Genomic DNA, 21,782 nt, shown 5'->3' on the forward strand with positions numbered 1-21,782 from the left:
GAAAGATAGCTAAAAACTATCATTCTCCTTTTTATTCAGAAGGGATAGATAAATGAAAATTTATTTAAATGAAGATTTAATAGCAGGAAAAACTAAAATAGAAAGTAAAGCAGATTTAATTGCTTTATTAGCTGAAAAATTAGAGAGAGAAATAGTTGATCAAGTTTATCTAGATGGTGTAGAAGTTTCCTATGACTATTTTCAGGAAAATAAACTTGATTTTGAACGATTAGATGAAATTAAATTTATAACTAAAGCAGTTACAGTTTTAATCAGAGAAACACTCAGTGAAGCTGCCAGCTATTTACCTAAGTTAAAAAAAGCAATAATTAATTCGGCTAATCTCTTTCGCCAGCAGCAAAATCAGGCAGCAGCTCAACTGCTTAATCAGACACTGGCAGGGCTAGAGTGGTATTTAGAGATTACTCAGGCAATAATAACTTTACTTGAGGATGATCAACTATCTATAGTTGGGAAAGAAAAGTTAGAAAATTTTAAACAGGCTTTAAATAGAGCTATGATTGCTCTTCAAAATGACAATTATGATTATTTAGCTGACTTGCTAGAGGCAGAAATTGTTGCTAAACTTGAAGAATTAGCTGAGTTTAATCAAGATTTGGCTTAATAAATTTTTAATAAGTTAATTTATATAGGGGTGATAAGATGTCTGATCTAGAGAAAATTAATCCAATACCTAATTATTTACAGCTAGAATTGGCAAAAAATAAATCTAATAAACCAATTAAAATTACCAGTAAAAATAATAGCTTTTTAATTAACTACCAGGAGCATAAAAAAACAGTTAAAATAGATCCAGGTGAATATAATTTAACTGAATTACAGGCAGCTTTAAAACAAAAAGTTAATGAGAGCTTTGGGATTGGGAAATTGAGTTTACAGCTCAATGCAGCTGGTTCTGACCGCCTTATTTATGCAGAGACCAAAGAAAAAGATCAGACTATTGGTCAGGACAGACTTGATCTAAAAGCATAGTATATTTAATTAGTTGATTTAAGCAGTTAAATAGTTAATGAAGCCGTTGCCGTTTTAATTGGTAATGGTTTTTGTTTTTTAATCTACTTTTAATCAATTTTTAAAAGTAATTTAATAATCTGCTGATATTATAGAATCAAGCTAAGAGATAAACTTTTTATCCCCTTTAAAAGCTGTTAATTAACAGCTTTTAACATAAATTAAAGTACTAGATACTTTTCTCCTTGTTTTAACCGTCCTTTCCCGGGACGGTTTTTTCTTTTTTGCTGAGTAAATTTCAAATAAAACTTTTGCTTGCTAAAGGATTATGGTATAATATGTGTTAAGATATTTTCTGCCTGATTAATTGTTTCTAATCGAGATTAGGTAGGAGTGAGCAGCAGATTAAACAAAAATTTAAAGGAGGAAGTATTTAATGAAATTTAAACAAGGTTTAATTTTAATTCTTTTGGTAATGACAGTTTTTGGAGTGACAGCAGGTGTTCTGGCCCAGAGCTATGTAGTGGGAACCAATGCCAGTTTTCCTCCCTTTGAGTATGTAGAAAACGGTGAAATTACTGGTTTTGATATTGATTTAATGAAGGAGATTGCAGCTTTAAAAGGATTTGAAGTTGAAGTTAGAGATATTAGTTTTGATTCTTTAATTCCTGGTTTAGCTTCTGGCAGTCTTGATATTGTTGCTGCAGGAATGACAATTACTGCTGATCGAGAAAAAGTAGTTGACTTTTCTGATCCCTATTATTCAGCTAATCAGTCTGTATTAGTTCATCAGGATTCTGATAATAATTTAACTGTTTTATATGGTAATCATGATATTGGTGTACAGACTGGTACTACTGGTGATACCTGGGTGAGAGATAACTTAGTTGAACCAGAAGTTATGACAGGTGAATTAAGAAATTATGATTCTTATGTTTTTGTAATTAGAGATCTGGCTAACCAGAACATAGCTGCAGCTGTACTTGATAAACCAGTTGCTGAAACCTATAGCAAAAATAATCCAGTTAAAGTTGTAGCAGAAATAATTACTGGTGAGGAATATGGGATTGCAGTTCAAAAAGGAAATCAGGAACTGCTCACTCAAATTAATGAAGGTCTGGCTGAGTTAAAAGCAAACGGTACAATTGATAAATTAATTGAAAAATATTTTGACTAAAGATTAGTAATAACTTCCCCGGGCCAGCTAGATCAATTGCTCTTAGACTAAAGAGTATTTTGTACTGGCTGCATCAGGGGGAGTTTTTGTTCATTTGAATAAAAAAATTTATTCTTTTTAGTTAACTTAATTATATAAAATATATCTAAACAGATATTAGAAAGGACAGACTATGGATAATTTAGATTTAATTCAACAGGCTCTGCCTTATCTATTAGAAGGTACTGTGGTGACTATAGAATTAACTTTCTGGAGCTTATTGATTGGAATTGTTATTGGTTTACCACTTGCTTTTGGACAGGTTTATGGGAATAAAGCACTTAAATTTGTGATTGCAATTTATGAGAGGCTGGCCCGCAGTATACCACTTTTGGTGATGCTATTACTGTTAAATTATGGTTTGCCGCGATTAGGACTTAGAATCCCTGTTTTTCGAGCCGCTGTAATTGGGATTGGGCTGCGTAGTGCAGCTTATCAATCGCAAATTTATCGGGGTGCTATTCAGTCAGTAGGTGGGTCTCAGCTTAAAGCAGCTCTTTCACTGGGAATGAGTCGTTTTAAAGCATTTTTTTACATAATTGCTCCTCAGGCAATCAGAATTGCTATTCCACCAGTGGCAAACGAATCAGCAATTGTTTTAAAAGATACTTCACTTGCTTTTACAATTGGAGTAGTCGAATTATTGCGCCAGGGTGAATACTATATTGCAACTTCAAATAAACCAATGGTTATTTACCTGACAGTCGCTTTTATTTACTTTGTGCTGACTACATTGGTTAATGGAGGACTTTCACTTTTTGAGCGGAAGTATCAGATACCTGGAATTGGAATTGAAGGAGGACATTCAGATGCCTACTAAACACTTATTAAAAATTGAAGATCTACATCATAGTTTTGGCAGCAATCAAGTCCTGAAAGGAGTTTCTTTTTCACTTAATAAAGGAGAGACTAAGGTTATAGTTGGCCCCAGCGGAACAGGCAAAAGTACTATTTTAAATAATATTATTCGCTTAGTTCCACCAGATCAAGGCAAAATTTATTTAGAAGATACTGAAATTACTGCAACTAAAAAAATCAATGAAGTTCGCCAGCAGATAGGTTTTGTTTTTCAGGATTTTGGCCTGTTTAACCATTTAACTGCTTTAGGAAATATTATGGTTGGCCTGACCAAAGTAAAAAAAATGACAAAACAAGCGGCAGCTGAACTTGCTTTAAATGAATTAGATAGAGTTGGTTTAAAAGAATTTTCAGACTCATATCCTTCTCAGCTTTCTGGAGGACAAAAACAGCGGGTTGGCATCGCCCGGGCACTTGCTATGCAGCCTAAATTAATTTTATTTGATGAGCCAACATCTTCTTTAGACCCAGAGCTGACTGGAGAAGTTCTGAAAGTTATGCGTAATTTAGCCGAGGATGGTATGACTATGCTGGTAGTTACTCATGAGATGGGATTTGCTCGCAGTGTGGCTGATGAATTAATTTTTATGGAAGGCGGCCATATTATTGAACAGGGTGATCCAGAGCAATTATTTACTGAGCCGGTTCACCAGCGGACCAGGGAATTTTTATTTCAGCTAACTGATCTTTATGGTGAGGGGGGCGCCTAATGGGACAGATTTTTTCGCAATATTATCCATTATTTTTACATGGCCTGGGAGTAACAATTTTTGTAACAATAATTTCCTGCTTTTCCGGCACAGTCCTGGGAACCCTGCTTGCTTTAGGCAAAATTTATGGCAATAAATTCACTTCGCGTCTGGTAACTATTTTTATTGCTATTATTAGAGGTACTCCGCTTTTAGTGCAGCTTTTTATAATCTATTATGGTCTACCAGGTTATGGGATCAGATTAGATCCTATTTTGGCTGCTATTATAAGTTTTATTATTAATAGTGGTGCTTACCAGGCTGAATATTTACGGGGATCTATTCAATCAATCAGTGCCAATCAATTAAAAGCGGCACTTTCCATTGGGATGACTAGATGGCAGGGGATTATCCATATTATTTTACCCCAGGCCTTACGCAGGGTTATTCCTGCCTGGACTAATGAATTTATATATATGATAAAATATTCTTCGCTGGCTTATGTAATTGGAGCCCGGGAGTTAATGACAGAAGGAAAATTATTAGCCAGCCGCAACTATCAGTTCTTTAATGTTTATTTAGTTATTGCAGTTATTTATTTACTGGTAATTGTTATTTTTGTTTATTTATTTAGACAGCTGGAAAAGAAAGTAACTATTCCTTAAATTTTTTAATTTAAAGCCGGTGTCTCTTTTTCAGGGCTTATTTTTAGTCTTGTATTTTAAAATCTTGAGTGCTATAATTAAACTATAGGAAATAATTGTAAGTTATTTCTACTATTAAAGCTAATTTATGGAAACGATTAAGAGCAAGGTGGTGAATAGTTTGGATCAGGAATTTCTTGCTGCGATTCGAGAAATGATTGTTACCGAGACTAAAAAAATAGTTCAACAAGAAACGCGTAAAATAGTTAAGGAAGAAACGCGTAAGATAGTTCAACAAGAGACACGTAAAATAGTTCAACAAGAGACACGTAAAATAGTTCAACAAGAAACGCGTAAAATAGTTCAACAAGAGACACGTAAGATAGTTAAGGAAGAAACTGCTAAAATCAGCGCTCAAGTGGAAGAAAATACCAGAATTTTGAGAGCTCTAGAAGCGAATAAAGATATTCAAAATGCTAAAATGGATCGGATGGAACATGACCTTGCTGAATTGCGGGGCAATAATAAAAAGATTAAAAACCTGGAAGATAAATATATTCATCACAGTCATCGGATAGTAATTGATACTAGTGAAGCAATAGAAAGAGTTGTAAGTTAAATAGATTTGCCAGGGCAGTTTCCGTCTGGAAACTGCCTTTTATTACATTTTTGAGGAGTTTAGATAATCATATTTTAACTAATTTTGAGCCGAGAATAATTATAATTTAGCGGTAAGAAGAGAAAGGAGTATAAAAATGAAAATCTATACTAAAAGTGGAGATAAGGGTCAGACTAGTCTTTATGATCAAACAAGAGTTGCTAAAGACTCATTAAGAGTTGAGAGCTATGGTACAGTTGATGAACTTAACTCAGCACTTGGCTTTGCTAAAAACTTTATTACTGAACCAGAAATTGTTAATAGTATCAGGCAGGTTCAGCGTCAATTATTTAATGTAGCTGGTCTGCTGGCAACACCTGACTGGCAGGATTTTCCTGAACAAATTACTGCTGCTGAAATTGAAGAACTAGAGTTAAAAATTGATCATTATCTGGAGCAGATGAATAAAAAAGAAAAGTCAATGTTTGTAATTCCGGGTAGTTCTAAAGCAAGTGGAGCTTTGCACATGGCGCGTACAATTTGCCGGCGGGCAGAAAGAAGGATTACCGCTCTGGCCCGAGAAGAGGAAATTAGTGAGTTAGTTTTAAAATATATTAACCGTCTTTCAGATTTGATTTATACTCTAGCGCGTTTTCTGGAAGCTGAGCTGGATTATGTAGAATTTAAAAAGGGGTAATTAGATGCGAATTTTAGTTGATGGAGATGGTTGCCCTGTACTTGAAATTACCAGCCAAGTTGCCGCAGAATTTAGTCTTGAACTACTTGTTTATACTGATCTTAATCACCGGCATCAGCTAAGCTATGGTAAGTTAATTATAGTTGATCAGGGTTTTCAGTCAGTTGACATGATTTTATATAATAATTTAAAAGCAGGTGATTTAGTAATTACTGGTGATTATGGACTGGCAGCACTTGCTCTGGGGGCAAAAGCAAGGGTGCTTAGCTTTTCTGGACGAGAATTTAATAATCGAAATATTGATAATCTATTGGCCAGACGTCATTTGCAGCGCCAGCAGCGTAAAAAAACTGGCCGTCATACCAGTCATCATAAACGTACTTCAGCAGATGATTTAAGGTTTAAACAGTCTTTGCTGGAGATTATCCGGGAGATTGATTAAACTAAGTTTTGCTAAGGAGGATACTGATGCAAGCAGAAAAAAAGACTATTTATGCCTGGGCTGCTTACGATTGGGCTAACTCAGCTTTTGCTACTGTGATTTTAGCTACAGTATTACCAATCTTTTATCGTGATGTAGCTGGAGTTAATTTACCCGGTAATCTAGCTACTTCTTATTGGGGATATACTCAAACGATCGCAATGCTAATTATTGCTCTTCTTTCGCCTCTCCTTGGAGCAGCAGCAGATTATTCAGGTGCTAAAAAAAAGTTTTTAAAGACTTTTGTTATTTTAGGAGTTACTGGTACTGCATTATTATTTTTTGTTGGTTCAGGAAATTATTTAATAGCTTCCTGTTTTTTTATTTTGGCTAATCTCGGTTTTGCTGGTGGTAATATTTTTTACGATAGTTTTTTACCGGAAATTAGTAAGTCTGTTTCGATTGATCATGTTTCTAGTCTTGGCTATGCAGCCGGTTATTTGGGAGGAGGTCTTTTATTAGCTGTTAATTTAATTTTGATTTCAAAACCAGCTTTATTCAAAATCTCTTCTTCAATTAGAGCTTCTCAAATTTCTTTTTTAACTGTTGCCATCTGGTGGCTACTTTTTTCATTACCAGCTTTTAAATATTTACCAGAACCAGAACAGGATTTAAGTGACCTTTCGGTAGTTAAGTACTGGCAAATTGCTTTAAAGAGACTGCAATTTACCTGGACCAATCTGCATCAGTATCAAGAATTATGGAAATTCCTCCTGGCTTTCTGGCTTTATAATGATGGAATTGGGACTATTATCAGAATGGCAACAATTTATGGAAGAGAAATTGGGATAGCACAATCAGATTTAATTGGTGCTCTGCTGCTGACGCAGTTTATAGCTTTTCCCTGTGCCTTGTTGTTCGCAAAGATTGCAGCTAAGATAACGGCCAAAAGAGGTATATATTTAGCTTTAATAATTTATATAATCGTTACCCTGTATGGCTATTTTCTTGATTCAGCTTTTGATTTCTGGCTGCTGGCAGCAGTAGTTGGCCTAGTCCAGGGAGGTGCTCAGGCTTTGAGTCGTTCCCTGTATGGCAGTATGATTCCAGCTGATAAGTCAGCAGAATTTTTTGGATTTTTTGGTGTTTCAAGTAAATTTGCTTCGTTATTAGGTCCAACAGTTTTTGCTTATACAGCTCAGTTAACCGGAGATAGTCGCTATGGAATTCTCTCTATAACTATTTTCTTTGTACTGGGGATTATTTTGCTGAGCAGAGTTAATGTAGAAAAAGCGAGGGAGGAGTACTAAAATGCCAGATTTTTGGGCTCATATTATAGCGGGTGAAGAAGTAAAAAATAGATTAAAAGAAGATTTCATTCAGGAATTAATTAATAATAATTATCAGCTTTTTAATTTTGCTTGTCAGGGAGCAGATCCTTTCTTTTATTATAAATTTTGGCCCTGGCAGCACAACAAAATAGGCTGGCAGCTAGCAGAGGATATTCATCAATTAGCTGGTCAAAAACTTTTTGCAGCACTGTTAACTGCTTATAAAAAAGCTGATATTGTAGGAGCTCATAAATTAGACAGCAGCCAGTCTAAAAAATTAATTTATCTGTTAGGTTTTATTGTTCATTATACAATTGACCGAGAATGTCATCCTTATATTCTGGCTAATGGTGGACAAGGTAAGCAGCATAAATTAATTGAGTCGATGCTTGATGTTTATTTAATGAAAGAATACTGGCAGCAGCAAGCAGCTGAACTTAATCCGCTGCCCTATTATAAATTAACGGGAAAAGATCAGCAGGCCGCAATTTATTTTTATAAAATTATAATAGCAGATGCGCTGGTAAAATTTTCTGATCAATCCAGGTTAGAGAAATTACTTGCTGCAAGTTATCTTGCCTTAAAAAAGTATCATAAATTTTTTACTACAACTTCTACTGCTCAAATTTATTTATTAAAGACATTTAATTATATGCTACCACTTAATTTAGCTCAATATAATTATCAGCTGGCCGAAAAACAGCAGCAAAGTCTCTGGTCTGACAGCCAGTTTGCTGAACTTAACCAGCTTTATAAAAATGCTATTTTAAAGGCAGTCCACTTAGTTAACGTTACTCTTGTTTATCTGCAAGGATCAGAATCTTTAAGCAATCTTTTACGTCAATATGGTAAACAGAATTTTCTGGGCCAGTTTGTAGAATAACTGCTTATTCTAGCTATTTTAAACTGTTTTTAAAATAGCTTTTTAGCTTTAATTTAATTATTTTCTTCTGTACTAATAGGTAAATCACTACGAAAACTCCAGCCTGTCCAGCCAGCATCAGCTAATTTAAGATTGTTATAGCCAGCATAACTTAGAGCCAGAAAAGTTAAGGCAGAATTATAGCTTTGATCAGCTAAAATAACAATTTTTTGGCCACTAGACCTAAGATTAGCCTGTTGAAAAAATGATTTAAGTTCTGAGCGTCGCTCAATTAGTTCACTAATTGAGAAGGGTATTTGTAAATTAATAGATCCAGGAAGATGTCCTTTTCTAACGGCAGCTTCCGACTCAATCTCACCAGAAAATTCAGCTGCTGGCCTTGCATCAATGATCAAATAGTCTTGATTGTCTAGATTTTCTGCTATAGTATCCAGACTGATAAGCCATTTATTATTAACTGACTGGACTGTAAAATTCCCCTTTTCTATCTGGGGAGGAAGTTTATTGTTATCATAGCCTGCCTGCTGCCAACTCTGATAACCGCCACTCAGAATCTGAACCTGTTTTTTCCCGTAAAAATTAAATAACCACCAGAGTCGTGCTGCTAAGGCACTGCTTTCTTGATCAGCATAAATAATGATTCGCGAATCATTATTTATGCCTTTTGCCTGCATCAGATTGCTAAAAAACTCTGCTTCAGGCATTAGTCCTGCTACCCAGCCATCTGGATTGCGCAAGTTTTCGGGCTGAATATGCACAGCATTTGGCAGATGACCAAATAAATAACTCAAACTGCTGCGCAGATCAATAATTTTTAAATTTTTATTTTTTTCTTGTAGTGCAGCTGTTTTTTTAGCTGTAATAAAATAATTTTGAGATTCAGCTTGTGCCAGTACGGAATCTGATAGATAAAAGCTATTGAATAAAATTAGACTGAAGCTCAAAAAAATTAAAATTAAATAATTATTTAATGATAAAGCTTGTCTTATTTTGGGCATAAGTAAGATTCTCCTTTCAAAACTAGGCTAGTTATAATTATTATACAGGTATATTAAGATTAAATCACTATTTATGTTTTATTTTTTTAATTTTTATTTAAAATTCCGTCTTAAATAGCCTCAAAAGCAGGAATTTTTCTTTTTTTGTTGAAAATAATTTTAAGAGATTAAAAATATATTTAACTGCTAGGGTGATAAAATGAGAAAGATAATTTTAGATTGTGACAATACAATTGGACTGGAGAAGAAAGATGTTGCTGATGGGCTTGCTTTTCTTTTTTTATTAGGAAAGCAGGATGTTGATTTGAAAGGGATAACCAGTGTTTTTGGAAATAGTACAATTGAACAAACTTCAGAAATAATGAATAAGATGCTGGCTGATTTTTCTTTAACAGAAAAAATCCCTCATTATCGTGGTGCTGCTCAAGCTGGCGATTATGATACAGAAGCTGCTCATTTTCTAGCTGAACAAGCTGCTGCTCATAAAAATGAACTAACTTTAATTGCAACAGGTCCCCTTTCAAATTTATATGCAGCCTGGCAGATTGACCAGGAATTTTTTCATAATTTAAAAGAAATTATAGTTTTAGGTGGTATGGTAGAAGAAATTAGTTTTGGGGAGTATGAGGTTGATGAAGTTAACTTATCAGCTGATCCAACAGCAGTAGAGCGAGTACTTCAGGCAGAAGTTCCAGTAGCTCTTATGACCAGAAATCTTTGTCTGGCAGCTCGGTTTGGTGAGAAATCATGGCGCAGAATTAATCGCTCTAATACCAGACCAATTAGAGCTTATATTAAAGATAAAATTTCCGATTGGTATAAATATTATTCTGAGGTAATTGGCTTATCCGGTTTTTATATGTGGGATGTAGTACCAGCTGCTTATATGCTCTCTCCAGAAATATTTTCTTATAATAAGCGTAAAATTACCTCCACAACTGCTGATTTAAAAAAAGGTTTGATAAAAACAGAAAAAGCAGCTGGAATGCTGCAGGATGCTGGTATAATTAATTTGCCAACTACAATTTTGGATACAAAAAGATTTAAAGATCTTGTTTTTACTGCCTGGGATGATATTAAGATTATTCCAGCTGGATATAAAAATGATTAAGTTTTATTTGGTTTTTGGAATTAAAATATCATAATTTAATAGGTAATATTCAGGAGGAGATTAATTTGCAGGCTGCTTTAATATTGATTAGTAAAGCTGAGTCAGCTGTGATTAAGCCCGGGCTAAAAAGTCATCTAACAGACTCGGAATGTTTTGCTTTTTATCAGGCTTTACAGAGAGATAGTATTTTAAATTTGCAATTGCTTAAGCAGAAGTATCAACAGTTAGAGCTTTTTTTGAATCTGGAACCACAGCAAAGCAATTCTAAATTTACTGATTTTAAAGCGGATGGATTTACTTTGCTTTCAGCTGTTGATAAAACGAGAGGAGAATTATACTATCAGCTAGCTGAGCAGGTTTTTAGGAAAATACAGCATCCTTTAATTTTAGCTGCTGCAGATTATCCTTTTCTAGATAGCGAGGTCTTGTTAGAAACAGCAGCTGCTTTAAAGGAACGTGATCTAGTAATTGGACCAACCAGCTGTGCTAATTGTTATTTGCTGGCTTTAAATAAACCAGAAGATTTTTTACTTTCCCTGACTGCAAGAAATTCTATTTCTTTTTTAAAAAAAGTTTTACAAACTGCAGCTGAATTTAACTTAAAGAGCCATTTCTTGCCTGAACAGCCAGAGATTAATACTTTTAAAGAATTTTTATATTTGCGAGGGCGTTTATTAAAATCAGCCGAATTAGCTCAGAAATTACCAAATACATTAAAATTCATGCAAAACATTTTATGTTAATTAGTTTTGCCCCGTCATGTGGCGGGGCTTTAATTTTATACTTTGAGAAAGGATGGACTTGATGTTAGCACTAGAAAAATTAATAGCTGCTTTTGTGCTGCCACCTGGTTTATTTATTTTGATTAGTCTGGTTATTTTAATTTATCTTTTCTGGACTCAAGCAGGCTCAAAATTAATTAAACTGCTGGCCCTCTTGTTATTTTTTACTCTCTTTTTTCTTTCAACTGCCTGGGGGGTTAAGATTCTTTTACTGCCATTAGAAAATTATGGAGCTGCTATTTCTAAACCAGTTAGTTCAGCTTATCCGCTTGTAGTTTTAGGAAGTGGAATTAATTACAATAATTCAGGAGCAGAACTTTCTCTGCACAGCAGACAGCGTCTCAGTAAGGCTTTTATTTTACAGCAGCAGTTAAAAAGTAAAATAATTTATTCTGGTGGTATAGCTCTTGATCAATCTCAAATTAGTGAAGCAGAAGTAGCAGCAGATTTTTTGGCCAGTTTAGGGTTAGATAATAAGGATTACATAGCTGAAACAAAAGCGCGAACTACTTTTGAGAATGCTTTTTATTTAAAACAATGGTTAACTAAAAAGCAAGTAGGACAATTTTATCTATTAACTTCTGCCTATCATATGATGCGTTCAGCTGCAGTTTTTAGGTCACTTGATTTAAATTTTATTCCAGTTCAAACTGGTTTTATTTATAATCATAAATTTGGCTGGCTTGATTATTTACCTAATCAGAAAGCACTTAATGTTAATCTGATAGCACTACATGAATGGCTGGGTATAATTTGGTATTATCTCCAGGGGAGAATTTGACTTTTAACTAACCCCATCTTTTGATTTGTTTTACTAGTAAGCAGAAAAATGTGGTTAATTTAATGATATTTTAAGTTCTTTTTGATAAACTAATAATTGTAAGTTAATTTAAACTTATAATTAGGATTTATTTAAAGGAGAATGATAATAATGGCAGCAAAAGCGCGTAAAAAAATAGATCTACATATGCATACTACTGCTTCTGATGGTGCTTCAACTCCAGAAGAATTAGTAGATAAGTGTGTGGAATTAGGTTTAGAGATAATTGCAGTAACGGATCATGATAATGTAACAGCGGTTAAGGAGACCCAGGCTGCTGGCCGAAAAGCTGGTTTACAAGTAGTTCCCGGGATTGAAATTTCTACTTATCGTGGAGAAGCAGAATATCATATCTTAGGTTATTTTATTGATCTGGAGAACGATTCACTGCTGGGGTTGACAGAAGCAATTCTTAATTCTCGAGTAGAAAGAACTCATAAAATGATAGCAAAATTAACTGAAATGGGTTATCCACTTAGTTTTGCTGATGTTAAAAAATTTGCAACTGGAGTTAGTCTGGGGCGGCCACATCTGGCGAGAGCTCTGGTTGAAAAAGGTTATGTACCGGATCTTAAATCAGCTTTTACCGATCAATTTATTGGACCAAATAGTGAGGCTTATGTAGAAAAAAAGAATGTACTGCCGGCTGAAGCAATTAAAGTTATTTTAAAAGCAGGTGGAATACCAGTTATTGCGCATCCACAGCTGATTAACCATGGCCAGCCCCTAGATAGGGCAGAAATTGCCCGTTTGCAGGAGCTTGGTCTGGCTGGCATTGAAGTTTATCAGACTAAGCACAGTAGTAAAGTAACTGCGAAATATAAGAAAATTGCAGCTGAATTAGACCTTTTAATTACAGGTGGATCAGATTATCACGGTGAAAATTCCCCTGATATTTTACCAGGTGATAGAGGAATGACTGCTGCAGAATATAGAGAGCTGGCACAAAGCGCTAATTCTGTGCTATAATATGAAAAAACATTAAAGGAGTAGTGAGCAAAGAGGATGACTAAACATCAAGTTACAATGATTGCTGGGGATGGAATTGGACCAGAAATTTCGGCTGCAGTTGCCAGGATAATTGCAGCAGCAGGTGTTGAAATTGCCTGGGAAGAAGTGGAAGCTGGAGCAGGAGTGATGGCTAAGTATGATACTCCGCTTCCGGAATCAGTTTTTGCATCAATTAGGAAAAATAAAGTAGCACTTAAAGGCCCAATAACGACTCCAGTCGGGAGTGGCTTTAGAAGTGTTAATGTTGCAATTCGTAAAGAACTAAATCTTTATGCAAATGTAAGACCACTGCAGGTGCATGCTCATCAGTTTGCCCGGGCAGAAGATATTGACTTAGTGGTTTTTAGAGAAAATACCGAAGGTTTATACGCTGGTATTGAACATTATGTTGGTGACCAGGCAGCAGAAAGTATTAAGATTATTACCCGGAAGGCTTCCCGGCAAATTGTTGAAAAAGCCTTTGCTTATGCAGTTAGTGAGGGACGTACAAGAGTGACTGCTGTACATAAAGCTAATATTTTAAAATATAGTGATGGCTTATTTTTGGAAGAAGCTCGTCAGGTTGCTGCTAAATATCAACAAAGTAATCCAGAAATTAAATTTGATGAGAGAATAGTTGATAATATGTGTATGCAGCTGGTTCAGTATCCGGGCCAGTATGATGTGCTGGTTATGCCTAACTTATATGGAGATATTATTTCTGATTTAGGAGCAGGTTTAATCGGAGGACTAGGTCTGGCTCCCGGGATGAATCTTGGTGATGAAATAGCTGTTTTTGAGGCTGTCCATGGAAGTGCCCCTGACATTGCTGGCCAGAATAAAGCCAACCCGGTAGCACTGCTGTTTTCAGCTGTTTTAATGTTAAGGCATTTAGGCGAAAAAACGGCAGCAGACAGCATTGAAAAGGCAGCCAGTAAGGTTTTAAATAAAGGAGAAGTTTTAACTGCTGATCTTGGTGGTACTGCTAGTACTGATCAAATTACAAAAGCAATTATTGCAGAATTATAATCATGATTATAAATAGTTAAGTAAATAGAATTGTTAATAATTTAGAATTGAGTAGGAGAGTTTATTTAAAACTAGTTAATTCTAGTTAGTTAAGGAGGAGAATTTATTCTAATGGAAATTAAATTAATTGATTTAAAAAGCTGTCTAACTGATTATAGGAGGAAAGCAGAGCATAGAAAAGCGAGTTATAATCTTGCTCCTCGTCCGCTTAATGCAGCTGAGGTTAAAGTACTTACTGCAGCTTTAAAATTACCTTGTCTTAACACAGAAAAAATGAGTCTGCTGCCAGGAGAGAATGAAGCATCACTGGCTGAATTGGTGATTAGGCTGCTCAGAGAGGAAGTTAAACGAGGAACTTTCCCGGCCTCTTATGCTAAAGCAGAAGGTCTGGCTGAAATTATCAAAACAGCTCAGCTGCGCCAGAAAGAAAACCCTTATCTTAGCTCAACAGAGGCTCTGGAGCTTTTGTTTGCTATGCAGGGAGGAGCTGCAGTCAGTAGTTTAATTGATTTGTTTGCCAAAGAAATATTTAGTCAAAAGATAGCTGAAACTTTAAAGACTACTGTTTTAATTACTAAACAAGATTTCCAGCAGCTGGTAGATCTTGCAGCTGAAAACCCACATTTTAAAGAAAAAATTGATCAGCTTATGTTAAGTTGGGCTCACCGTGAGTTTGCAGCTGGCTGGCAGCTATCCAACGATTATCAGGGCTTATCACTGCGGGTAGGAGATAATATCACTACAGGTCATTTGAGTCCTTCCAAAAATGCTAATAGCAGAACAGATCAGCCTTTACATGCTCAATTTGTTATGGACGGTCGGGATGATGAAGCAGATTTAAGAGAAAGATTAGCCGAACTAAAAGCAAAAACTACAGCCAAACAGACAGTCATTTTTACTGCGGGTAAAGCTCTCGGAGAAGGTTCATCTCGTAAGTCAGCTACTTATACTATGCAGCAGCTTTTAGGTAAGCCAGTTGCTGGTGAACCAGAAAAAAAATCAGGAGGAGTAGTTATTGCCAGAAGTTTTGCTCCTATTTTTAAAGAATCACTGATTGCTTCCGGAATGCTTCCTCTAGAAGCTGATACTACAGCCATTCAGGAAGGAGATAGTCTGATAGTTAATTTAGCTAAAAAGGAGCTGCTGGTTAATAATGAGCTGCAAATAAAACTCAAATTACCGATTGATTATAAGTTAAAGAAAATTGCAGCTGGTGGTATGACTTATTTTGATGCTGGGAATGAACTCCAAACAATGGCACTTAATTATTGTCAGCAGGCAGAACTTGACTGTGCTGCTATTAAAACACCAGCAGCTGAAAATGTTAGTTTTGAGGCTGAAAAACCAGCTCAAACTTTAGCCCAAAAAATAGTTGCTTATAATCGACTTGATGGTAAGGATACAATTTTACCGGGTGAGACAGCTCAGGTTAAGATGAGGGGAGCTTTTTCACAGGATACAACTGGTCCAATGACTATGGATGAATATCAGGCAATGGCAGGAGAAGATTTTGGAGCTGAATTTGTAGTTCAGTCACTCTGTCATACAGGAGAATGTCCTTCCAGTGTAGAACGTGATAATCATCAATTTTTAGCTGAGTTTGTTAGTGCCAGAGGAGGAGTTTGCCTGCAAACTGGGGAAGGCATTATTCACACTATTGGTAATCGTTTTGTTTTACCAACTGATGTTATTGTAGGAGGAGATTCACATACCAGAACTCCCCGGGGAATTTCTTTCCCGGCTGCTTCTGATATTGTAGCTGGAGTTATGAAATATGGTAAACAAGATTTAACTATGGATGAGTCAGTTAAAGTTACTTTTACTGGTCAGCCGCCAGCTGGTATTACTGCGCGTGATCTTGTCTCAGCATTGGTAGTTTATGCTGAAAAAACTGTTGGTAAGGATATTTATAATGGAAGAATTATCGAAATGGAAGGTCTTGAATTTCTAAGTCCAGATGAACGTTATATCCTAACTAATGCTGTAGCAGAAAGAAGTGCTTCTGCTGGAGTAATTCCTTCTGATAAAAAGACAATAGCAGCGATTAAAGATAATCTTAATTATCTGCAAAGCAGACCAGATGCAGCTATTTCTCCTGCAGTGAAAAATACAATTGCTGCTATCAAATCTTACCTGGCTAACCCAGTACTTTTCCAGGCTGATCCAGAAGCTGAATATGCAGCTGAAATTGTTATTCCACTGCCAGAATTAACTGAACCTCTAGTAGCTAAACCACATCATCCTGATAATGTAGCTACCTTAACTGAAATTGCTGGTGAAAAATTAACAGATGTTTATATTGGCAGTTGTGTAGGAGGAGATCTGCAGAGTATTCAGTCAGCAGCTCGTATTATTGCCGGTCACCAGATTCCAGCTTCAGTAAATGTAGTAGTTGGACCAGCTTCACGAGATATTTACCAGGAATTAATTGTTGATGGTAGTCTGGAAAAGCTGACTAAAGCTGGTGCAACTGTTATTATGCCGGGATGTGGTCTTTGTATGGGTAATAAGCGGCGGATTGGCCATGGAGCAACTGCTTTTACAACTACTACTCGTAATTATCAGTCCCGGATTGGACCTTCAGATTCCCGCACTTTTTTAGGCAGTGCTCAGGTAGCAGGCTGTGCAGCTGTATTGGGTCATATTCCAAGTTCAAAAGAATATTTTGCCTTATATAAAGAGTGATAAATTATTAATTAAACAGTTTTATTTAGATTAAAAAATCTTTTAAAGCTGAATAATATCAAATAGCTCAGTTGTAAAATAAAAAAAATAATGATATAATAGCTTCTAGTTAAATAATTAACAAAGTTAAATTCTAAATAATAATTTGAATTTGTTGATTGGAACAACTATCCTGAAAAATGAGATTATTTAAGATCTGATTTAAGGGCCTATTAAAATTTTTTAACAGCTATTATTAGCCCTATTCTGGCCAGGATAGGGCTTTTTGATATTTAGAAATAATATTTTAGAGCTGATAATTAATTGTATTTTATTATTATGATAATTTAATCCGGGGAGGTAAAGCTATGTTTAAACAAGCTGTTGGGCGGAAATTAAAAGCATTACTGCTGCCTGCTGTAATTTTCATAATCTGGTGTTTAGGCAGTAAGTTACAGCTTTTTAATAGTTATTTAGTGCCACCACCAGCTAAAGTATTTACAACTGCGCTTTATTTGTTAAAAAAGGGAATTTTATTGCGTCATTTAGTGGTTAGTTTTTATCGCGTTTTTGTGGGTTTTGCGATTACTTTCTTAACAGCTTTTTTATTAGCTGTGATTATTGCTCTAAATACAAAATTATCTGCTTATATCTTACCTCTGCTTGAATTTATTCGCCATATTCCTCCAATTGCTTTAATTCCACTTTTAATTCTCTGGTTGGGTATTGGCGAAGAATCAAAATTAATGGTCATTGTATTAGCAACTTTTTTTCCCGTCTTTTTAAATACTTTAAGTGGGATTAATAATTGTGATCCTAAATTAGTTGAGGTAGGCCATGTTTTTGGCTTAAGTAGGCGAGAAAGATTTTTTAAAATTGTCTTACCACAAGCTCTCCCGGCAATAATTGTCGGGATGCAGATAGGACTTGGTTATAGCTGGCGTTCTCTAATCGGAGCTGAGTTAATTGCTGCTTCTTCTGGAATAGGTTATATGATTATTGAAGCTGAACAGCTTTCGCGTCCAGATATAATTTTAGTGGGAGTTTTTACAATCGGGTTGTTTGGTTGTTTAATTGATTATCTTTTTTTCAAATTAACAGCTCATTATCTGGAAAGGGGTAATAACCAAAATGCAGCCAGTTTTAAAAATAAGCAATTTAACTAAAGAATATCAGCTGGATGGAACAGCTTTTAGAGCTTTAAATGAAATTAAATTAACTATTCCGGCTGGCAGTTTTACTACTGTTGTTGGTAAGAGTGGTAGCGGAAAAACTACTTTGCTGCGTATTATTGCTGGTCTGGAAAAGGCAACTACAGGAGAAATTAATTATTTAAGTGGCAGTTCAGTTCAGCGTCCAGCCTTTGTTTTTCAGGAAGCAAGATTGTTACCCTGGTTGACAGTGGAGCAGAATATTGCTTTTCCTCTCCAGGGTAAATTAGAGCAGGTTGAGCTTAGCCAAAGGGTTAAAAGGCAGCTGCAGCTGCTTGGATTGACAGAATTTGCTGCTGCTTATCCAGCTCAAATTTCTGGTGGGATGGCTCAGCGAGCTGCTCTAGGAAGGGCACTGATCTATGAGACTGATTTAATTTTAATGGATGAACCATTGGGGGCATTAGATGCCTTTAATCGGCGTAAACTGCAGGAAGAATTGCAAACTATTTTTGCTGCTAATCAGAAGACAGTTATTTTTGTAACTCATGATGTAGAAGAAGCAATTTTTTTAGGTGAAAAGGTGATAGTTCTTGATGAAGGGCAAATTTTAGCTGAATTTAAAGTGCCAATTACAGCAGAAAACAGTCAGCTTTTTACTCTTAAAGAAAATATTATTACTTCTATAAATAGCTAAGGATATACAAAATTAAAGTTAAAAGGAGAGAAAAATATGCAAAATAAATTATTTAATTACTTAATTATAGGCAGCTTAATTATTCTGCTGCTCTTAACAACTGTTAATGGGGTAATAGCTAAAGAGATTGAAGAAATTAATATTTCTTATGTTAAGTTACCGCTTAATGTACCTTCAATAATCGAAAAAAAGCAGCAGTTATTTGAAAAAGAATTCAATCCAGATGGTATAGAGGTTAACTTTCCTGAAATAACTCAGGGATCAAAAATGACTCAAGCAGTTGCAGCTGGATCGCTAGATTTTTGTAATGCTCTGGGAGGAACTTCTCTCATCTTAGCAGCTGCTAATGGTGTTGACATTAAATTAATAGGGATTTATAGTCGCGCTCCCCAGGCTTTTACTATTATGGCTAAAAATCCAGAGATTAAAAGTACTGCTGATTTAGCTGGTAAAAAAGTTGTCGGCCCCAAGGGTACAATTTTACATCAGCTTTTATTAGCTTCGCTGTTAAAAAATGATTTAGATTTAGAACAGGTAGAATTTGTTAATTTAGGAATTGGGCAGGGAGTATCTGCTTTATTGGCTGATAGTGCGGATGCTGCCCTGGTTGCTGGCCCAGCAGTCCCTCAGGCTCTGGCTCATGGAGCCCATATTATTGAAACTGGTCAAGACCTACTTGCTGCAACTATTGTTATTGCTGCTCGGGGTAAATTTTTACAGGAGCATCCTGATCTAGTTAAACGTTACTTAGAAGTTCACCAGGCAAGTCTTGACTTTATGGCAGCTAATCCTGCTCAAACCTATCAATTGGCTGCTGCAGAAACTGGTATTTCTGTGGCTGATGTTAAGCAGATGTACAGCTGGTACGATTTTAATCCCCAGATTACTGATTCTGATCTGCAGGACTTAGAGCAAACCCAACAATTTTTGCTTAAAAATGGAATGTTAAGTCAGACAATTTCTATCCGAGATTTAGTGGCAGAATTTTAAATTTTAAAATTTATAAGCGAAAAAGACGAGCTGCTGTGATAAAAAGCAGCTTGTTTTTTTGTCTTATTTTAGATATAATTATAAATCGTTATTGATTAATTTAGCTGTCTGTCAGGTGAGTTTATGCTGCCGCGCAGATAGCTATCTTTATTTTAACTTTTGCTAATTAAGCTAGAAAAGGAGTTTTAAATGAAGTATTTATTAGATGATTTAAATCCTAAACAGCAGGAGGCTGCTCAAACTCTTAAAGGACCAGTATTGGTTATTGCAGGTGCTGGTAGCGGTAAAACAAGAACATTAACCTATCGGACAGCTAATTTAATTCAGCAGGGTGTTAAACCGGCTAATATTTTAACAGTTACTTTTACTAATCGGGCTGCTGATGACATGCAGGCTAAAATTGCTCAGTTAGTTGGGAATGAAATTTTAGCAGAAATGAATTTAGGAACTTTTCATAGTATTTGTTTAAAGATTTTAAGGGAAAATTTAACTAAAATTAATCGGATGGAAGGTTGTTTAATTTATGACACAACTGATTCTGTTGCAATTATTGAAGATATAATTTTTGAATTTGGTCTAGAAGAAACGGAATATGATCCTGCTTTAATTTTTAATATAATCTCTAAAGCTAAAATGGAATTGGTTAAACCAACTAATTTAACCAAGAATTATGCTAAAGCTGGTAAGCAAGGTTCAGAGCATTTTTATCAGACTGCTGCTCGAATTTATCGCGAATATGAGCGAGTTCTAGCTAATAATAATTCTTTTGATTTTAATGATCTGATTAAAAAGACAATTGAATTATTTGAGACTGATCAACAGCTGCTGCAGAAATACCAGCAAAAGTTTTGTTATATTCAGGTCGATGAATATCAGGATGTTAATCACTCGCAATATAAATTAATTTCTCTGCTGGCCAAACCACAGAACAATATTTTTGTAGTAGGTGATGACTGGCAGGGTATTTATGGTTTTAGAGGAGCAGACATTGGTAATATTCTGGAGTTTGAACATGATTATCCAGCTGCCAGAGTTATCAAATTAGAACGTAATTATCGCAGTTCAAATAATATTATTGAGTCTTCTAATCAGCTGATTAATAATAATACCCAGAACAAAGTTAAGGCTGCCTGGACAAGAGCAGACGATGGAGCTCCTATTTTTCTGGCCCGGGCTGATAGTCCTCTAGTTGAAGCTAAATATGTTTGTAAACGAATTAATCATTTAGTTGACTTTTATAATTATAAATTCAGTGATATCGCAGTCCTCTGTCGCAGTCATTTCCAATCAATGCAGCTACAAAATCAGCTGCCTAAATTTAGAATTCCACATCAACTAGTGGGAGGCGTTAGTTTTTTTGATCGACAGGAAATTCGCTACTTTGTTAACTATCTTAAATTATTAGTTAATCCTAATGATAAATTAGCTTTAAAACGACTATTCAGAATTGAAGTTCATGGAGTGGGAGAAATTTTATTAAGTGAGATCAATAAATATGCCCGGGAAAATAAGATGGAGATTACAGATGTTTTTGAAAGTCCAACTGTAGTAAAAGGGATTGGTAATAATAAGGCAGCTAATATTATTGAGTTTCAGCGGCGAGTTATTGATACTATTTATGATCTGCGGGAACAAAAAATGGGCATGTATCAAAAAGCGCTTCAGCTTTATGAAGAAGTAGCTTTTGCAGATAATGTATTGGCAGAACTTGATAATCCTGCTGAAAGAGAAAAGTACATAAATATGTTTCTGGAAGATATAGCTAATTTCCAGCGCTATCATCCCGGTCGTGGTCTTTATGATTATTTATTATTAAATAAATTGATTGCTGATAAAGATTTAGCTGATAGTGATCAGGAAGATCAAGTTAAGATAATGACAGCTCATGCTGCTAAAGGATTAGAGTTTCCGGTAGTGTTTATTATTGCAGCTGAAGAAGAGGTATTTCCTCATTTAAAAAGCCTGGAAGAAGAAGCTGCGGGCCGTAATCCTTATGCAGTTGAAGAGGAAAGGCGTCTGTTTTATGTAGCTATGACTAGAGCTGAAAAAATATTATTTATTTCTTTTGCTCATCGGCGTGTCCAGAATAATGATGGCCAATATAAACAGCTTCTGCCTTCTCGCTTTTTAAGTGAGCTGCCGGCAGAAAGGCTTGACTTTACAAGTGTAGAAAGTAAAAAAGGTGGTTCAGGAATTCAACTCAGAAAAAATGTACAAATAATTTAATAGAATAGAGGCATC

General features: G+C 35.4%; 22 protein-coding genes. 21 read left to right on the top strand and 1 reads right to left on the bottom strand.

The annotated features are described in order from the left end of the window. Window positions 1-52 precede the first annotated feature (52 nt). From BMZ74_RS02775 to BMZ74_RS02825, 11 genes are all read left to right on the top strand, one after another. Window positions 53-625, top strand: a complete 573-nt coding sequence (locus BMZ74_RS02775) for a DUF8042 domain-containing protein (RefSeq protein WP_089859346.1) — start codon at window positions 53-55, stop codon at window positions 623-625. Window positions 626-663: 38 nt separating this feature from the next. Then, a complete protein-coding gene (locus BMZ74_RS02780; protein ID WP_089859350.1) occupies window positions 664-993 on the top strand; it encodes a hypothetical protein in 330 nt (109 codons plus the stop codon). A 415-nt stretch (window positions 994-1,408) separates the two neighbouring features. Continuing rightward, entirely contained in the window at window positions 1,409-2,149 is a 741-nt protein-coding gene (locus BMZ74_RS02785) for a basic amino acid ABC transporter substrate-binding protein (RefSeq protein WP_089859353.1), read from the top strand. 172 nt (window positions 2,150-2,321) lie between these two features. Continuing rightward, window positions 2,322-3,008 carry an amino acid ABC transporter permease gene (locus tag BMZ74_RS02790; protein ID WP_089859356.1) on the top strand — a complete coding sequence of 229 codons (687 nt, stop codon included), beginning with the start codon at window positions 2,322-2,324 and terminating at the stop codon, window positions 3,006-3,008. Beyond that, complete coding sequence (locus BMZ74_RS02795; protein ID WP_089859359.1) at window positions 2,998-3,756, top strand: amino acid ABC transporter ATP-binding protein; 759 nt, start codon at window positions 2,998-3,000, stop codon at window positions 3,754-3,756. Before BMZ74_RS02790 ends, BMZ74_RS02795 begins: the two co-directional genes overlap by 11 nt. Further along, window positions 3,756-4,400, top strand: coding sequence for an amino acid ABC transporter permease (locus tag BMZ74_RS02800; RefSeq protein ID WP_089859362.1), 645 nt, complete (start codon window positions 3,756-3,758; stop codon window positions 4,398-4,400). Before BMZ74_RS02795 ends, BMZ74_RS02800 begins: the two co-directional genes overlap by 1 nt. Window positions 4,401-4,560: 160 nt before the next feature. Next, on the top strand, window positions 4,561-4,998 hold the full coding sequence (locus BMZ74_RS02805) for a hypothetical protein (protein ID WP_089859365.1): 438 nt from the start codon (window positions 4,561-4,563) through the stop codon (window positions 4,996-4,998). Between the two features lie 136 nt (window positions 4,999-5,134). Then, on the top strand, window positions 5,135-5,674 hold the full coding sequence (locus BMZ74_RS02810) for a cob(I)yrinic acid a,c-diamide adenosyltransferase (RefSeq protein ID WP_089859368.1): 540 nt from the start codon (window positions 5,135-5,137) through the stop codon (window positions 5,672-5,674). Window positions 5,675-5,678: 4 nt separating this feature from the next. Then, entirely contained in the window at window positions 5,679-6,116 is a 438-nt protein-coding gene (locus tag BMZ74_RS02815; protein ID WP_089859371.1) for a DUF188 domain-containing protein, read from the top strand. 26 nt (window positions 6,117-6,142) lie between these two features. Then, window positions 6,143-7,405, top strand: coding sequence for an MFS transporter (locus BMZ74_RS02820; protein WP_089859376.1), 1,263 nt, complete (start codon window positions 6,143-6,145; stop codon window positions 7,403-7,405). 1 nt (window position 7,406) lies between these two features. After that, complete coding sequence (locus BMZ74_RS02825) at window positions 7,407-8,309, top strand: zinc dependent phospholipase C family protein (protein WP_089859380.1); 903 nt, start codon at window positions 7,407-7,409, stop codon at window positions 8,307-8,309. A gap of 53 nt (window positions 8,310-8,362) precedes the next feature. On the opposite strand, the gene BMZ74_RS02830 is transcribed toward BMZ74_RS02825, so the two are convergent. Continuing rightward, the gene (locus tag BMZ74_RS02830) at window positions 8,363-9,307 is read right to left on the bottom strand and encodes a sulfurtransferase (protein WP_089859383.1); all 945 of its coding nucleotides are present in this window, start codon (window positions 9,305-9,307) and stop codon (window positions 8,363-8,365) included. 199 nt (window positions 9,308-9,506) lie between these two features. On the opposite strand from BMZ74_RS02830, the gene BMZ74_RS02835 reads away from it, so the two are divergent. From BMZ74_RS02835 to BMZ74_RS02880, 10 genes are all read left to right on the top strand, one after another. After that, window positions 9,507-10,418, top strand: a complete 912-nt coding sequence (locus BMZ74_RS02835) for a nucleoside hydrolase (RefSeq protein ID WP_089859387.1) — start codon at window positions 9,507-9,509, stop codon at window positions 10,416-10,418. A gap of 65 nt (window positions 10,419-10,483) precedes the next feature. After that, window positions 10,484-11,161 carry a DUF2064 domain-containing protein gene (locus BMZ74_RS02840; RefSeq protein WP_089859390.1) on the top strand — a complete coding sequence of 226 codons (678 nt, stop codon included), beginning with the start codon at window positions 10,484-10,486 and terminating at the stop codon, window positions 11,159-11,161. Window positions 11,162-11,222: 61 nt separating this feature from the next. Further along, window positions 11,223-11,981 carry a YdcF family protein gene (locus BMZ74_RS02845; RefSeq protein WP_089859394.1) on the top strand — a complete coding sequence of 253 codons (759 nt, stop codon included), beginning with the start codon at window positions 11,223-11,225 and terminating at the stop codon, window positions 11,979-11,981. Window positions 11,982-12,131: 150 nt separating this feature from the next. Beyond that, a complete protein-coding gene (locus BMZ74_RS02850; RefSeq protein WP_245750795.1) occupies window positions 12,132-12,989 on the top strand; it encodes a PHP domain-containing protein in 858 nt (285 codons plus the stop codon). 36 nt (window positions 12,990-13,025) lie between these two features. Beyond that, on the top strand, window positions 13,026-14,039 hold the full coding sequence (locus tag BMZ74_RS02855) for an isocitrate/isopropylmalate dehydrogenase family protein (RefSeq protein ID WP_089859399.1): 1,014 nt from the start codon (window positions 13,026-13,028) through the stop codon (window positions 14,037-14,039). Window positions 14,040-14,150: 111 nt separating this feature from the next. Next, window positions 14,151-16,724 carry an aconitase family protein gene (locus tag BMZ74_RS02860; protein ID WP_089859402.1) on the top strand — a complete coding sequence of 858 codons (2,574 nt, stop codon included), beginning with the start codon at window positions 14,151-14,153 and terminating at the stop codon, window positions 16,722-16,724. 347 nt (window positions 16,725-17,071) lie between these two features. Continuing rightward, window positions 17,072-17,869, top strand: a complete 798-nt coding sequence (locus tag BMZ74_RS02865; RefSeq protein ID WP_089859405.1) for an ABC transporter permease — start codon at window positions 17,072-17,074, stop codon at window positions 17,867-17,869. Beyond that, the gene (locus BMZ74_RS02870) at window positions 17,835-18,551 is read left to right on the top strand and encodes an ABC transporter ATP-binding protein (protein WP_089859409.1); all 717 of its coding nucleotides are present in this window, start codon (window positions 17,835-17,837) and stop codon (window positions 18,549-18,551) included. The genes BMZ74_RS02865 and BMZ74_RS02870 overlap by 35 nt, the downstream gene beginning before the upstream one ends. Window positions 18,552-18,587: 36 nt before the next feature. Continuing rightward, window positions 18,588-19,541 (top strand): ABC transporter substrate-binding protein, encoded by a 954-nt coding sequence (locus tag BMZ74_RS02875; RefSeq protein WP_089859412.1) that lies wholly within the window; start codon window positions 18,588-18,590, stop codon window positions 19,539-19,541. A gap of 189 nt (window positions 19,542-19,730) precedes the next feature. Beyond that, window positions 19,731-21,767, top strand: coding sequence for an ATP-dependent helicase (locus tag BMZ74_RS02880; RefSeq protein ID WP_089859415.1), 2,037 nt, complete (start codon window positions 19,731-19,733; stop codon window positions 21,765-21,767). Window positions 21,768-21,782: the final 15 nt, after the last annotated feature.

The sequence above is a fragment of the Halanaerobium salsuginis genome, from assembly GCF_900114545.1.
In the GTDB taxonomy this organism is placed as follows: domain Bacteria; phylum Bacillota; class Halanaerobiia; order Halanaerobiales; family Halanaerobiaceae; genus Halanaerobium; species Halanaerobium salsuginis.